This window comes from Dysgonomonas termitidis, assembly GCF_042654545.1.
GTDB lineage: Bacteria > Bacteroidota > Bacteroidia > Bacteroidales > Dysgonomonadaceae > Dysgonomonas > Dysgonomonas termitidis.
Map to the genome: position 1 here is coordinate 21143 of NZ_JBHSGN010000084.1, position 16675 is coordinate 37817.

The following is a 16675-nucleotide window of genomic DNA, read 5'->3' on the forward strand; positions in this document are numbered from 1 at the left end:
CAGCCTTAAGGTGATTATAACACATATAAGGAACTGATAGACTCGTTCGAGAGCACACGCCGTATAGCATTAGCGAAGACATCTGCCACTGATAAGATAACAACTTTTTCGCATTTCTTGGAATAAGGGATACTATCGGTGAATACCATTTCGGTAAGTCCGGACAGGTCGACACGTTCCGATGCAGGATCTGACATTACGGCATGGCTGGCTATGGCACGTACCGAACGCGCTCCGCTGGCTATCATAATATCTGCGGCTTTGGTAATCGTTCCCGCTGTATCCACAATATCGTCCACAAGCAAGACATCCATGCCTGCAACATCTCCGATGATCTGCATTTCCGATATTTCATTCGCCTTTTTACGCAGTTTATAGCAAATAACCATAGGCATGCCGAAATATTTGGCATATGAACTGGCACGCTTAGTACCTCCTACATCGGGAGTCGCAATAACAAGGTTTTCGCGGTCCAATGTTTTGATGTAATCTACAAATATGGCCGAGGCGTATAAGTGGTCGACAGGTACATTGAAAAATCCCTGAATCTGGTCTGCGTGCAAATCCATAGTAATCAGTCTGTTTATGCCTGACGCGGCAAGCATGTCGGCAATAAGCTTGGCCCCTATGGATACGCGGGGCTTGTCTTTACGGTCTTGCCTTGCCCATCCGAAATAAGGAATAACCGCGATAATAGAATGCGCAGAAGCTCTTTTGGCCGCATCTATCATCAATAACAACTCCATAAGATTATCCGAAGATGGAAATGTGGATTGTACAAGAAATACCTGACAACCCCTGATCGACTCCTCATAAGAGACAGAAAATTCGCCGTCAGCGAAGCGTTCGATATTCATTTTGCCAAGAGGGCAACCCAGGCTTGTACATATTTTTTCAGCTAAATAACGGGATTTTGTTCCCGAGAAAATCTTGAAAGGCACACTACTTTCCATTGTTTCGTTAATCTTTTTGATAATTATAGGTTATTGTTTTGTTATAGGCTGTAAAATTAGCAAAAACAAATCACTCTAGCGATTAGTAATTGTTTAAATTTTGCCGAAAACAGATCTTACAGTTACTTATTATCCTGCAGAGAACCTGATTATTTTCCCGGAATAGGCTTCCATATTAATATACAAGGCTTTATCCCAGCGGGAACTTAAGGGTATATTCTTCTTTGAGAATAGCTCCTTTGCGCTTTTTATTCTCTGTGGTTCAATGCCTATATAGTCGAACGCATCTAATGGAATATGTACCGATACTTCCGATGCATACGGCGCAAAATTAGCGACTACCAGTATAAATTCTTTTTTACCCGAACGAAGGAACGCATATTGCTTGGCGGAATCAAATCCCGGATTTTCATAGTTATGATACATCAGGTCGAAGAATTTACCGGAATTGATACTCTCTTCTTCTTTCGCTATTTGTATCAGCTGAAGATAGAACTTGCGTAACTTTATCTGTTCCTGTGTCAGGTTTTCATTTCCAAAGGAGCCGTTATTTCTCCAGGTCCGCACAGAATCTACCGACCAGTAATCGAAGATGGTGGTTCGCCCGTCTATTCCGCTGAAACCCTCTTTATCCATTCCACGCTCACCTAACTCTTGCCCGAAATATATCATTACCGGATTGGTATGCATTGTAGCTGCCGTGATCATTCCCGGAATAGCTTTAAATGCGTCTCCGGCAAAAAAATCAGATGCTATGCGCTGCTCATCGTGGTTTTCCAGGAAGTTCAGCATTTTGGGCTGTAATTCCCCGATACGTTGCCAGCAGAAAGTAATTTCGGACGCCGGTTTATATCCGCATGTGATATCGCGAAGCGTGTCGTACAAGTCAACTTTATCGTACAGGTAGTCGAATAATCCCCAGTGCACATAATTGTGATACTGCGCAGGATTGTACACCTCGGCAATGAATATAAGCGATTTGTTCTTAGCCTTGACTTTAGGTATCACCCAGTTCCAGAATTCTACAGGTACCATTTCGGCCATATCGCAGCGGAACCCGTCGATACCTTTCGATGTCCAGTACAATAGTATATCCCGCATCTTCAGCCATGTGTCAGGCACTGGCATAAAACAGTTCGTTTTGCCATGATTATAATCCACTCCGTAATTCAGTTTTACGGTTTCATACCAGTCGTTTATCCCGGGTTTATTTGTAAAACAGTCGTTTCCCGTGGCTTTTGCCGGATATTCGATATAAGCGGCGTCGCCCTGCTGGACAGGGAACTGCAATTCCAGTTTTTGATTTGGTATATAGTAAAAGTTATTGTCAGGGTCGAATGCGATTGTTGGATCGTCGTCCTCTCCGAAGTCCTTTACTTTATTCGGCTTGGCATCCGAATGGTATTGGCGCGCAACATGGTTGGGTACAAAATCTATTATTACCCTCATCCCGTTCCCGTGAGTTCTGTCTACCAGTTCTTCAAACTCTGCTACCCTGTTTTCAACCACATCTGCAAGATCGGGCGACACATCATAATAGTCGCGTATTGCATAAGGAGACCCGGCATTACCTTTTACTACGTCGGGATTGTCTTTAGGGATATTGTATGCGGAGTAATCAGTTTTAGAGGCATGTTCCAGTATTCCTGTGTACCATATATGGGTAAATCCCATTTTTTTTATTTCTTTCAGCGCCTTATTGTCGAAGGCGGAAAGTTTGCCGGCTCCGTTTTCTTCCAGAGTTCCATTCTCTTTATTTAAGTTGTTATTATTGCCGAATAGTCTGGGAAGTACCTGATAAATAAATAGTTTTTCCTTCATTTATGTGTATTTTGAAATACAAATATCCGAAATATTTCTCGAATAATATCATGTTTACAGCAAATTGGTATTGTAAACGCACGAAAATTGGCAGCAATAATTATCATTCAACTTCACATTTGTTAACTGCATAATGTTAAAACCTGACACTTCTGACACATTTTTCACTGTTTTTATTCTATCGATTTTACTTTTGTTAACCATTAATAGCTAAAAGGTAAAAGGTATATCAGTTAACAGTAAACAGTCATCAGTTAACAACTTGTATCTTGTTTACTTGTAACTCGTAACTGCCCGCAGGGCGAAGTAACTCGTAACTACTTTAATCAGCACTTCAAAGAACTATAAGCTAACAGCCAAAGGCTATTAGCTCTAATTATATAGATAAAGTTTCCGGAAATTATTCACACTCATTATCAATCCTTCAATCGCTTATCCCTCCTGTATGCGAAATAAAATACCTGCGGCAACACCGTAAAAGATAAAATCATACAAATAAGAATCCCTCCTACTATCATTATTGCCAGCGGTCTTTGAATCTCGGAGCCCATACCCTGAGATAGCGCGGCAGGGAATAACCCCATCGAGCCCATCAGCGCAATCATCAGTACAGGCCTGATACGGCTTTTCACAGCATCGTCGATTGCCAACCGCAGGTTCCGGGTACGCTGCATACGGGTTTTCATCAGGGTAATCAATAATATACTATCTATAGCCGTGATACCAAACAGGATAATAAACCCTATCCCTGCCGATATACCGAATACCGTGCCTGTAACCCACAAAGAAATGAATCCTCCGATAAAGGCGTAAGGTATGGCGCTTGCCGCGATAAGCGTGTCCTTGACCGTCCCAAAGTTAAGGTAGAGCAAGAAAAGGATAAGAAGCAACACGGCAGGAATGATAACCGCCAATCTTGCCGTAGCCCGTTGCTGGCTTTCAAATTCTCCGGCCCAGACCATTTTGTTTTCAGTCTTAAGCGTTACACTTTCACTTACTTTTTTCTGAGCTTCGGCAATGGCAGACCCTAAATCGCGGTCGCGGATACTGAATCCTATACCCACATACCGGCTGCTGCCTTCACGGTAGATAAACGTCGGGCCTGTAATAAACCGGATATCGGCTATCTCTTTTAAGGGGACATATTTGCCATCCATTGTCGGGATAAGAATATTCCCTATTTTATCTTCATTATCCCTGTATTCTTTCTGAAAACGTATCCGGACATCGAATGTGCGCTCGCCTTCATAAAACGTTGTAGCGGCTTTCCCCCCGATAGCCATTTCCACTACGGCCTGCGCATCAGCCATAGATACCGCATAACGGGCCATCCGCGATTCTTCGAGCTTTATCTGTAGCTCGGGTAATCCTACACTCCTGAAAACATTTACATCCTCCACTCCCCTCACATTTTTTATGGCAGCGGCAGTCTGGTCGGCCAGGCCTTCCATCTGGGAAAGATCGGAACCGAATATTTTGATTACCAGAGAGCTTTTCACGCCGGCCACATATTCTTCTACATTGTCCTGGATCGGCTGGCTGAATGCCAGTATGATGCCCGGATATATATCGAGTGAATCCTTGATCTCAGCCAACAGCTCATCCTTTTTGATTTTTCTCTTCCATTCTTTTTCAGGTTTAAGTTGCGCATGGAATTCTATATTAAAAAAACCGGTAGCATCTGTTCCGTCGTTAGGCCGGCCGGTCTGCGACAAGATAAATTCTATTTCATCAAACCGGCGGAGTTTTTGCTTCATTTCTTTGGTTGTCCGCACCGATTCATCAAGATTTACACTATTTGGCAATGTTGCACGTATATAGATCGCTCCCTCGTTCATACTGGGTATAAACTCGGTGCCCCAGAAACACATGCGAACGACACAAACTGTTAGCAGCAGGCAGAAAGTTATAATTGCGCCTTTGCGGTACCGGGAACTGAACAAATACACTTTATGTAAGGCAGATGTGAAAAACCTGCTGATAAAATTCGTTTTCTCCTCAACTGGTTTATTCAATAATATCTTACACATGACCGGCACATAAGTAAGCGAAAGAATCAGAGAGCCCAATAGAGCATACCCGAGCGTGAAAGCCAATGGAGAGAACATCTTGCCTTCTACTTTCTGAAACGAAAATATAGGGAATAATGCTACTACAAGGATAACCTGTGCAAAAAAGATGTGGGACGCCACACTCCCCGCGCTTTTCTTTATAAGTCCGCTTTTCGATATTTTAGTGAAGCGCTGCCCTAGCTCTTTCGACCGTTTCTCCATCGCTACAAATATGATTTCTACGATAACGAGCGTTCCCTCCAGCAATAAACCAAAATCGAGCGCTCCCATCGAGATCAGGTTAGCAGGTAACCCCTGTATCCGCAACATAATGATAGCAAACAAAAACGATAACGGAATCACAGTGGCTACAATTACAGTTGTACGCCAGTTGAAAAGAAATACAAATACAACTATGGAAACTAAGATAATTCCTTCCAGCAAATTTCTCATAACTGTATGCACTGTAGAATCCACTAAAGTAGTACGGTCGAGGAAAGGCTCTATTTTCACATTCTCAGGTAATATGCGGTCATTCAACTCGGTAATCTTCTCTTTCAGATGCCCGATCACTTCACCTGGATTTTGTCCCCTGAGCATTATTACAATACCCTGTACCACATCATCATCGTCATCCAGACCTACCTGTCCCAGCCTCGGTTTGGAGGAAACATCTACTGTTGCCACCTGCTTCACCCGGATAGGGGTTCCACCCTTTACCTCAATCAGTATATTTTCAATATCGTCCACACTCTCCAGCAAACCTATCCCCCTGACCACATAAGCCTGACTCCCTTTTTGAATAATGTCTCCGCCGACATTGATGTTACTCTTCGAAACGGCTTCGTAAACCTCAAGGGGAGACAGGTTATAATTATTCAGTTCTGCCGGATTTACCTTTATCTCAAACATTTTTTCCTCTCCGCCAAAACTGGCTATACTGGCTACTCCGGGTACCGAAAGCAGTTCCCGTTCCACTACCCACTCGTTTATGGCAGCTACTTCCCGGATAGGCAGGTCGCTTTTTAGCACATACCTGTATATTTCCCCCGTGGCACCGGATGGCGGCTCTATCGATGGGTCCGCCCCCTCCGGCAGATCCAGATCCTGCATCCTGTTGGATGAATACTGCTGGGCAAAGAAATCATCCACCCCGTCTTCGAAAATAACAGTGACTACCGACAGGCCGAATAAAGATGTGGAGCGTACATCCGTTTTGCGGGGAATAGTGTTCATTTCCTTCATAATAGGAAGAGTTACGAACTTCTCCACTTCTTCGGCGCTTCTTCCCGGCCATTGCGTAATTATCCGTACGCGGGTGTTTGTTACATCGGGGTAGGCTTCTATAGGGGTATGTATATAACAAACAATGCCCGCGACAAATAAAAGTGTAGTTAAGAAAAGTATGAGTATATGATTGCGGAGCGCAAATGCGATGATATTTTCTACAAACTTATGCATGATTTAATTCTCTTTAAGGCCTGAATATATCAGCAGTTGATTTTTCACGACAACATTCTCGCCTTCCGATAATCCGGATGCAATGTATGTCGTCTTGTTATTGTGCCCGCGGAGGCTTACTTCTCTTATTTTAAAGCTATCCGGAGATTCTTCCACTACCACGAAGTGGCGGTCGTCATCAAATACCAAAGCGTCGGAAGGAACATACACAAACTGCTCATGCGCCTCATTTTTCAATTTAATCACGACCGACATTTCAGGTTTGAACTTCATTTCTTTATTAGACATGATAATCCTTGCCTTCAACACTTTCTCTTCCGGGTCAAAAACCTGCGACAATTGATTTATCTTCCCGGAGAATACCTCTCCCGGATAAGAAAGTGTAGTTATAGCTACATCCATCCCTTCTTTCACAAAAAGGAGGTTGCCGGCATATACATTGGCCGTTATCCATACCGTGCCGAGATCGGCTACCGTAAACAGGGGTTCGCTGTCTGTCGACACCGTACTGCCAGACGATACATTCTTATTTACTATATAGCCGGTCATCGGCGCCTTAATAGAAAAAGTACCATTTCCTTTATTTATACCATGTACAGCAATATCACTCCGGGTTTTGTTATACGCTGCCTGCGCCTGCTTCAGCTTAGCCTGCGCCTCCAGTAGTTCTTTTTCCGACAGCATACTGTCTTCATACAGCGACCGGGCTGTCTGGAGTTCCCGTTGAGCTATTTTCACATCCGATTCCGAAACAATGGATTCTGACTGTAATGAACTGAGCTCGGAACTCCTTATATCTAACAGTGTCTGTCCCTTCTGTACTTTATCACCCAGTGAAAAGTAGGTGCGGTCTGCAATTCCACTCACAAGCGACACATAGTTAATTACCTTATCAGGATTGTATTCTACTTTCCCGGTTAATACCAGTTCTTCGTTCTGATTGCTTAATCCGGCCTTTACTGTTTTTACGTTTTGCAAAAAGGCCTTATTTATCTTGTCCGGAGTTGTCTCACTTCCGGTCTTTCCGGAACAAGAGAATAATAAGACGATACAAAATATTCCCAGTCCTTTATTTATTTGCTTCTTTATCATAGCTTTATCTTATTTCTGTACCAACAGTATATTGTAGCTCCTCAAACTGCATACTTACTTTTTTCTTTGCTGTAAGCACCGTTTGTTTATTTGCTCTGTATGCATCCATAAAGTCTATATATTCGAGCATACTTATGTTTCTGTTCTGTAAGTTCTTCGTGTATGTATCGAGCATATTGTCCAGCTCAGGGAGCAGACTGTCATCGTTTATCTTTTTATAGAAGGCGTAAGCATAAACATAGTTGTTGTAGGATGCAGCGACTTCGTGCTGTATAATATTCTGTTGTTGCCGGGCCAGATACAGGCTTTGATCCCTGCTTAGACGCGCAGCTCTGACATTCCCCTGATTACGGTTGAAAAAAGGCAGGTCTATACTGACACCAAAACCGATAAAATCTTTCCATACTCCGCCATACCGGTCATAGTTCGCGCTGATCGTCAAATCGGGAACTCTTAATGATTTTTCATATGCAAGTGATTTTTCGTGGTATTGTGTTTGGAGTTTATGCAATTTCATATCGGGACGCGATTCATCGGCCAACTCGATCAAACGGGCTAATAAAATAGAGTCGGGACTTTTTTCAGGGTTCCTATTTTCTTCTATTTCAATATCTGTAAACGGATCTACATTCAATAATACTTTAAGCGTTTTTTGCAGTCCGTTCAGATCAGAGCGGACTTCGTTTATTTCATTCTCCAGTTCAAGGAAGGAAGACTGTAGCCGGAGTAATTCGTTTTTGGCAATATTTCCCTGAGATACCTGCTTCTTATGTGATCCGATAAGCCGGGATAATGATTCCCGCTGATTTATCAATATAGCCAGGTACGCTTGCGAATATTGTATTTCGTAAACAGACTTGCGCAGTTCTACTTTAAGTCCGCGCAATACCTCTTCAAATTCCTGCAATGCTATCTCCTTCGAAACCTTTTCTCTATTTACAAGTTTTCCTCTTTTATTTGCCGTCCGGATCAATTGGCTGAGTTCGATGCTGAATTCCGTATTTTTTGCAAACGAACCGAACAACGGGGGTATAACTTCGCTTTCACCATCCCGTTGCGATCTGGTAGACCATAAGTTCACATCACTGACAGATAAATTGGGATTGTCCCACAATTTGGCCTGTGCTATAGCGGCATCTGCAATGTCGACATCGAAACGGGTTGCAATCAGTTGCAGGTTGTTGGACAGGAATAATGACTCAACCTCCCCGGCAGTCAATTTTATTGACTTCTCCTCTTGGGCAAAAAGGTTTAATTCACTGAAAATAAGCAGCAATAGATATAAATATTTCTTCATTAGGTGAAACTGGTATTCTTTGCTGCAAAGATATACCTCCAAGATTAGACGCATCTTTGAGGTATATTAGATATAGATTACAGGTACATTAGAAATAGATTAGAAAGTATTGTATGATCTTTTTATTATTTGAAAGAACTTCACACAAAGGCGCTAAGACGCAAAGAATACTTCTGAATAAAAGAAAAGATGGAATTATGATTCGTTTTGCCCACGCTCAATATCATTCCTCTTTAGTGGAAGCCTTTTCTTTGCGTTTTAGCGCCTGTACGTGAATATTTCAACTACCTATTTTATCATCTCCAGATTTAAAGAATGTTTCCCTGCACCGAGTTTCATAATACGCTCACCTTTTACATTGCCGGGCAGATAAAGAGTAGCGCTGCTATTCGCGGGAATTTCCATATTGCAGATTATATTTTTTTTCTTCCGCTCCCACTTGGAAACAATCAGTCCATAAGGGGAATTATGTTTCGCTTCAAATTGGTTCAACCCGCTTACAAAATTAGGACGCAGGACGATATGTTTAAATCCGGGCTGTTGCGGGTCAGGGAATATCCCTCCAAGCCCTTTATAGAACCAGCCTCCTATTTCCCCAAACATCATATGATTATCGGAGATATCCCGTTTGGCTTTCAGGTCCCAGTTTTCGAGTAAAGTCGTAGCCCCGTTTACAATCCACCAGCCCCACGAAGGGTAGGTATCCTGCGCTGCTACTTTGTATGCGGTTTCGGCATGGCCGTTCTCACTTAAAGCATTCAGGATGGCTTTAGCGCCTAATACTCCTACATCCAGATGGAAACCTGCTTCCGCCACCTTTTTAGCGAGATTGTCAGCCACCTTTCCTATCATATCATCCGGAACAACCCGCCACTGCAACGGCACACTCTGTTCCGTCTGAGTTCCACTGGCATAGATGCCTGTTTCGCGGTTCAGGTATTTAGTATTGATGGCATCTTTTATTTTTCCGGCCAGCGCAGAATAGTATTTATAGTCTTCCTGTTTATTGAATAGCCGGGCGGCATCGGCCAGTATTTTAGTATCTACATAATAATATACCGAGGATGTCAGTTCTTTCGATGAGCGGGACTTAACAGGTACCCAGTCTCCCCTCCCCCACGATGTAAGGCCTTCAGGGCTCGTACGTTCTATATAATCCACATACCGTTTTATATTTTCATAGCAGTCGGCTAACAGCTTACTGTCTCCATAAAACAAATAAATATTCCATGGAATTATGGCAATCGTGCTCGTCCAGTCAGTGCCATTATCGGTTCCGTATCCCCAGCCTCCAGTAGGGATGATATCCGGTAATACGCCGTTGGGCTGCTGCTCGTCACGATGGTCAGCCAGCCATTTTTCATAAACCGTAATACCGTCATAATTATACAGAGCCGTTTCAACAGCAAAATGCCCGTCGCCCGTCCATCCGTTTTTCTCCCGTTGAGGGCAATCGGTAGGATATCCCATCAGGTTCGAGAGGTATGCATTATTTGTTGCCCACCACAACCTGTTCACAAGGTCGTTCGATGTCTTAATTTCTCCCGCTGGCGAAACATCGCTGTGCATAAAGTAAGCGGTAAGGCTCTGCTGATCGAGTTTTATCGGTTTACTTCCGGTAACTTCCACATACCGGAACCCTTTATAGTTGAATCTCGCCATAAATTCATCTTCTCCTTTTCCACTTAATATGAGAATATCCGTCTGGAAAGGATCGGAATCATCTACCGGACGGTGATAGACATCTATGTTCGATAGATCGACGTGTCCGTTTTCATATAATCGTTCCCCGTGCTTCAACCTTACTATCGTCCCCTCTTCTCCCGATATTTTTATCCGGGTAACACCCGACATATTCCGGGCAAAGTCAAATACATAAACAGAATCGTTTATCCTGTTTAAACTTTGTGCAGGTATCGTTTCCACATTTCTGATCGGCTCTACCTGCTGTGATACTATATTCTGGGACGGGGCACCCCTGTAACCTACGCCATGCCATCCGGAATCATCAAAGTCTATAGTATTCCAACCCTTTTGTTCCAAACGGGCATCATAATGCTCGGCTGTATAGATACTATTAAAAACAAGGGCACCCGACGAAGTTTTCCAATCCCTTTCAGACGGGATGGTTTCAACTGTACCGTCTTCGTATGTTATGCGCAGATCCATACAGAATGCTGGCCTGTTACGCCACGGAGCCCGGTGGAAATCCCATACGCCCATCGACTGATGATTGTACCATCCGTTGCCAAGCAATACGCCGATTGCATTTTTTCCGCTCTGTAGTTGGCTGGTCACATCATAAGTAACATAAAAATTCCGTCTGTCGAAACGGGTATAGAGTGGATCCAACCTATGATTCCCTATTTTTTCCCCATTGATATATAATTCGTATAATCCGGCCACGGCAATATATGCCCTTGCGGATTTTATATTTTTCTTAGCCTCAAATACTTTGCGGAAATAGGGAGCGGGCTTATAGTTAATATCCCTGCCATCGCCGATCCATGCTCCCTGCCAGTTAGAAATATTCATCATACCGGTTTCGAAGCAGCTAACAGCAGAGGAGGCTTGCACTCCATCCTTATCCCATATATTGACTTTCCAATAATAGCGGGTAAAAGGTTTTAGTTCTTTGCCCGAATAGGTCAATAATATATTCTGCGAAATCACCTTTTCAGAGTTCCAGCTATCACCCGATCCACCTACAACACGAATAGAATCGGTTCCTACAATGATTTGACAGGCAGTCTGTATGGCTCCCGGGCGTTCATCGTTGATCATCCAGGACAAGCGGGGCCTTTGGCTATCGATGCCGATCGGATTAATTAAATGTTCACATTTAAGGTTTTCAGGTATGCAATCACTCTTCCGGGCGTAAAGAGCAGGCAATGAGAATAACAAAGAGAATACTAATAGGAGTGTTTTCATTCTTACTTATTTTATCGTTTAGGTTATATTCCGGTATATATCAGATTTTGTTTTGTCTCGGTCAATATATTATGTCCGTATCGCCATAACACTATTTTCTTTAAAGATAAGTGAAAAAATATTTTCATAGAGGATACATGTTAAATCTTTTCGGGCTTAAGCCTTCTCTGTCACATTAAGATACTAATATGGCAGGAATACATCCTAAATCATAGATAATAATAGTCAGCCTGCTGTTCCCACAGCATAAATACTAATCCTGCAATCTTTGCATTTCAGTACTTCTTTCGCACACGATTCGAGGGTAGAACCCGTGGTAATTACATCATCGACCAGCAAAATATGTTTTCCTTCAAAATTTTCAGTTTCAGACAAGCTGAAGATATCTTCTACATTTTTCCATCTGTCGAACCGGGCATTCTTTGTCTGAGACTTATTATTTACTTTCCGGATAAGAGTTTTATCATCTACCGGAATGCCTGTTATGCCGGATATGCCTTTACAGATCTCCAGAGACTGATTGTACCCTCTTTCTTTCTGACGTTTAGGATGCAGGGGAACCGGAACCAGATAGTCTATATCCGCTATAAAAGCGCTGTCTTTGATATTCTCTCCGCACAATGCACCGATAAAACGCCCTATTTCCGGATTACGCTTATATTTTAGTTCATGAATTATGCTTTGAATACTTCCTCCTTTAATAAAGTAAGCGAAGGCTGCTATTTGCCGGAATGGTATCCGTCCGGCAAAGAATTGTTCAAGACGGTTACCGGGCTGCAAATGAAAATTCGTTTTGGGCAATAATAGCAAACAATCGGTACAGATATGTTCTTCACCTTCACTTAATCTTTGATTACAAACTACACAAAGATCAGGGAAAAAGAGATTAAGAAAATCACGGAATAAATTCCTCATAATCACCTCCGAGCAATTTGTCCACACATCTTATTGCCAAATCCATAGAGAATCCCCGTCCAAGAGCAAAACGGATCAGCCTTGTCTTTCTATCGTATTCTGTCTTCGCTTTTACCGATTTTACCTTTATGGATAGAATATGCATCAGCTGTTTTTCGTATTCATCGCCGGACAGGTCTTCCAGTATCGGATTGTAGACCGATTCGGGGATATTCCGCTTTCTCAGTTCATAAACGATCTTCGTCTTTCCCCATCTATTGAATTTCAGCTTATCATTAATGAAGCTGCCTGCAAAACGGGCGTCATCAAGATAGCGCTCCTTCTTCAGACGGTCAAGTATCCGTTTAACAGCTTCATCCGGTAATTCCCATGCCACGAGCTTCTTACGTACATCGAACTCGCATCGTTCCGCTTTGGAACAATAAGCTGCTGCACGATTGAGGGCTTGAGGCTCGGAAACAACCCCTCCCGGCCTCTCCTTAGGGGAGGAGTTCTTCCCCTGATTATCGGATTTCATGAATTTTTATCATTTACAAATTGATGGAACATTACTTCATCATTATTTCCATATTGGTATATAGGCAAATCAACACATTGGCACATTTGCTCTTACTATCCGGTCTTTCTTACTTAAATCCTGAAACAAGGTAACCTCTGTAAAGCCTTTTTCTTCAAGCATTTTTACAGTCTCTGCACCTTTTGCCTGATTGATCTCAAAATAAAGCCTTCCGTCCGGAGTTAATAAATTCAGCGCTATATAAGCTATCCGCTCATAGAACAAGAGTGCGTTATTGTCGGGCACAAAGAGAGCTGTATGAGGTTCATATTCCAGCACATTCTGTTCCATTTGCTCCTTTTCGCTTTCCAATACATAAGGTGGATTGCTGACAATAATATCATATTTCTTATCTGTGGGATAATCACCCAGCACATCTACCCTGTTGAACGAAATATCCGCTGAGTTTGCTTTAGAATTAAGTACGGCCACATCCAATGCTTTAGACGAAATGTCCCATGCCGAAACCGAAGCTCCAGCCATATTTTTCGCTAAAGCAACCGCAATAGCCCCACTGCCTGTTCCGATATCCAATAAGCTCAACCCTGATTCTTTATTTTCATTAAGAATAAGCTCTACAAGCTCCTCTGTTTCAGGACGGGGAATAAGTACACTTTGATTAACAAAAAACAGTAATCCGAAAAATTCCGTTTCTTCTATAATATATTGTACCGGTTCATATTTCTTCAGCCGGTTCAGGATAATATCTATCCGGGCGTGTAATTCGGGTGTAAAAACAGGCGGATCTACACATACCTGCGGATAAGGCTTCTTTGTAATATACTCTGTTATAATACGCGTAAATCCCGAAATTTCACTTTCGGGATAATACGCTTTCAATGATTCTTTTATGTGCGGAACTACCTTACGCATCGTTAGTTTCATCGTCATATTTCTGAAAAAGGAAATCATTATACGGATAGCGCTCTATATGAATAGCTTTTACCCGTTCGTAAACTTTCTTTTTCAATTCATCGATATTGATCTTTTGTTTTGCCGAGATAAAGATGCAATCATCGTGCAACTTGTGCATCCATGATTTCTCCAGTTCTTCCAGTGATATATTCTCTTTTGTGGCAGGCGTCAGATCATCCTCATCTTTCGGTGTGTAAGTAAAAGCATCCACTTTATTAAACACCAGGATAGTAGGCTTTTCCTCCTTATCTATCTCCAAAAGCGTTTTATTAACCACCTCAATCTGCTCCTCAAAGTTCGGATGGGAAATATCCACTACATGAACCAGCAGGTCTGCTTCACGGACTTCATCGAGTGTCGATTTGAAAGACTCGACCAGATGAGTCGGCAACTTACGGATAAATCCTACGGTATCTGATAACAGAAACGGCAGATTGTCGATTATCACTTTGCGCACCGTGGTATCCAACGTGGCAAACAATTTATTCTCTGCAAAAACATCAGACTTGCTCAACAGGTTCATCAAGGTAGATTTACCCACGTTGGTATATCCCACAAGGGCTACGCGCACCATTTTACCTCTGTTCTTGCGCTGAGATGCCATCTGTTTGTCGATATTCTTCAACTCTTCTTTCAGTAAAGCGATCTTGTTGAGAATGATACGGCGGTCAGTTTCCAGCTGGGTTTCACCCACACCACGCATCATCACCCCTCCGCCCCGCTGACGGTCGAGATGGGTCCACATACGGGTAAGCCGGGGCAACAGGTATTGATATTGCGCCAGTTCTACCTGTGTCTTTGCATAAGCGGTCTGTGCGCGCATAGCAAAAATATCCAGAATAAGGCTGGTACGGTCCAGGATCTTTACCTGCAATTCCTTTTCTATATTGCGGATCTGCTTTGGGGACAGTTCATCGTCAAAGATTACGAGGTCTATTTCGTTATCTTCCATATATTGCTTTATCTCCTGTAGCTTTCCGGTTCCCACAAACGTGACGGGATTGGAATGTTCCAGTTTCTGGGTAAAGTTTTTTACAGGAATAATCCCAGCTGTTTCGGCAAGGAATGCCAGCTCGTCAAGGTATTCGTTTACCTGTTCTTCGGTCTGGTATTGTGTAATAAGGCCTACAAGTACGGCCTCTTTATTTTTTGATTCCGATATGATAAAATCTCTCATATAGTCTGTTTAGAAAATGATATTTGCACTGAGCCGGTAAAACCCGGTACAAAAATTAAAGATAAAAATAATTTAGGATAAGGAGCAGATATTACTTCTATAAAGAATAATAATCTGAAAACTATCCTCCGGTAACTTGATTAAGGGAAATAATTAAATATTTTCATTGGTTTACTTTTTTATACAATCAGGATATTCCTATACAAAAAAAAGAGCCTGTTTGTAGACAGACTCTCCTATATCTTTTTCCGTGCAACCGGCAGAATAAGAAATTAAGCTTGCTTTGCAACTCTTTTTTCTTTGATCCTGGCTTTTTTACCTGTAAGACCACGCAGGTAATACAATTTAGCACGACGAACTTTACCAATTTTATTTACAGTGATGCTGTCAATAAATGGAGATTCGAGAGGGAAGATTCTTTCTACACCAACGTTATCAGACATCTTGCGAACAGTGAAACGTTTTTTCTCACCGTGTCCCGAGATTTTGATAACTACACCGCGATACTGCTGAACACGTTCTTTGTTACCTTCTTTAATACGGTAAGCAACGGTTACTGTATCCCCGCTTTTGAATTTAGGATGCTCTTTTCCTGTAGCAAATGCTTCTTCAGCAACTTTAATTAAATCCATGATTATATGATGGTTTTCTTGTTAATATACGCAATATACACGAGCCTCTCCCGTCAGAGATTACGCAAAGCGGATGCAAAGATAAATATATTTTGCAAATATGCAAAGGTCTTACTTCCTTTATTTTAGTATAAATGCATCAACATATGACAAATACCTATTTTAACGAGGGATCATATATATACACATCGCCCACTCCTTTCGGTGATACCTGCCACATAGCCTGATAGTAATTACTTCCTCCTCCGTTATTTGCAACGATATATACAATATCTTTCTGCTCATTGTAATATACCACCATATTATCAATTTCAGGTTCGAACAGATGCCCGTAAACTTTTTTAGGAAAAACGATATTCTTCCCTTTTATCATTACCGATATAGACTGGTAACGCAATTTCGGTGCGGCCCACTTCGAGGTTCCTTTAGCGGGTTTACCATTTACGGTATAACCTCCATTGTTGCCGGACTTTATAAAAGTGTCTTTTGGCGTTACATTTACCACCGCAATATGAACCCGTACCTCATCATTCTTGAAAGAGATCGTTCCATGAGAAGAAAGCCTTTCCACTTCTACGATATCATAATCATCTACACGCATCAGTTTAGTCCCTTGTATATAGCCCCTTTTAGTATCCCTCGACGGCAGGTAATAATCTACATAACGCCATGGGTCCGCCTCCGGAACAGGAGGAAACATGTAGAACACGGAATCGTTAGGTACGATTGTCGTATTATTCAGATCTCCCAAACGAGGACTGAAATCGATCCTCCCCCTGATCGTATCCTGAGCCACCACAAACTGTGCGGATGCATCATATGCAAAAACACTCAGGAAAAATAACATGAGTAAAATTGTGTAAGTTTTTTTCAT

12 protein-coding genes are annotated in these 16675 nt (G+C 42.2%); all 12 read right to left on the reverse strand.

The genetic code is table 11. The features are described from left to right. Window positions 1-14: 14 nt before the first annotated feature. Window positions 15-953, reverse strand: coding sequence for a ribose-phosphate pyrophosphokinase (locus tag ACFO6W_RS14515; protein ID WP_379997631.1), 939 nt, complete (start codon window positions 951-953; stop codon window positions 15-17). A gap of 129 nt (window positions 954-1082) precedes the next feature. Next, a complete protein-coding gene (locus ACFO6W_RS14520; protein ID WP_379997633.1) occupies window positions 1083-2774 on the reverse strand; it encodes an alpha-amylase family glycosyl hydrolase in 1692 nt (563 codons plus the stop codon). Window positions 2775-3190: 416 nt separating this feature from the next. After that, window positions 3191-6286 carry an efflux RND transporter permease subunit gene (locus ACFO6W_RS14525; RefSeq protein ID WP_379997635.1) on the reverse strand — a complete coding sequence of 1032 codons (3096 nt, stop codon included), beginning with the start codon at window positions 6284-6286 and terminating at the stop codon, window positions 3191-3193. 3 nt (window positions 6287-6289) lie between these two features. Beyond that, entirely contained in the window at window positions 6290-7378 is a 1089-nt protein-coding gene (locus ACFO6W_RS14530) for an efflux RND transporter periplasmic adaptor subunit (RefSeq protein WP_379997637.1), read from the reverse strand. Window positions 7379-7382: 4 nt separating this feature from the next. Next, on the reverse strand, window positions 7383-8675 hold the full coding sequence (locus ACFO6W_RS14535; protein WP_379997639.1) for a TolC family protein: 1293 nt from the start codon (window positions 8673-8675) through the stop codon (window positions 7383-7385). 288 nt (window positions 8676-8963) lie between these two features. After that, window positions 8964-11606 carry a glycoside hydrolase family 78 protein gene (locus ACFO6W_RS14540; protein WP_379997641.1) on the reverse strand — a complete coding sequence of 881 codons (2643 nt, stop codon included), beginning with the start codon at window positions 11604-11606 and terminating at the stop codon, window positions 8964-8966. 225 nt (window positions 11607-11831) lie between these two features. Then, window positions 11832-12521: a ComF family protein gene (locus tag ACFO6W_RS14545; RefSeq protein ID WP_379997643.1), complete on the reverse strand. Its 690-nt coding sequence runs from the start codon at window positions 12519-12521 to the stop codon at window positions 11832-11834. After that, the gene (locus ACFO6W_RS14550; RefSeq protein ID WP_379997645.1) at window positions 12502-13038 is read right to left on the reverse strand and encodes a regulatory protein RecX; all 537 of its coding nucleotides are present in this window, start codon (window positions 13036-13038) and stop codon (window positions 12502-12504) included. The genes ACFO6W_RS14545 and ACFO6W_RS14550 overlap by 20 nt, the downstream gene beginning before the upstream one ends. Window positions 13039-13107: 69 nt before the next feature. Then, a complete protein-coding gene (gene prmC, locus ACFO6W_RS14555) occupies window positions 13108-13968 on the reverse strand; it encodes a peptide chain release factor N(5)-glutamine methyltransferase (protein ID WP_379997647.1) in 861 nt (286 codons plus the stop codon). Beyond that, entirely contained in the window at window positions 13943-15169 is a 1227-nt protein-coding gene (gene hflX / locus ACFO6W_RS14560) for a GTPase HflX (protein ID WP_379997649.1), read from the reverse strand. The genes prmC and hflX overlap by 26 nt, the downstream gene beginning before the upstream one ends. A 272-nt stretch (window positions 15170-15441) precedes the next feature. After that, window positions 15442-15801, reverse strand: a complete 360-nt coding sequence (gene rplS, locus ACFO6W_RS14565; RefSeq protein ID WP_379997651.1) for a 50S ribosomal protein L19 — start codon at window positions 15799-15801, stop codon at window positions 15442-15444. A gap of 157 nt (window positions 15802-15958) precedes the next feature. After that, window positions 15959-16675 carry a hypothetical protein gene (locus tag ACFO6W_RS14570; RefSeq protein WP_379997653.1) on the reverse strand — a complete coding sequence of 239 codons (717 nt, stop codon included), beginning with the start codon at window positions 16673-16675 and terminating at the stop codon, window positions 15959-15961.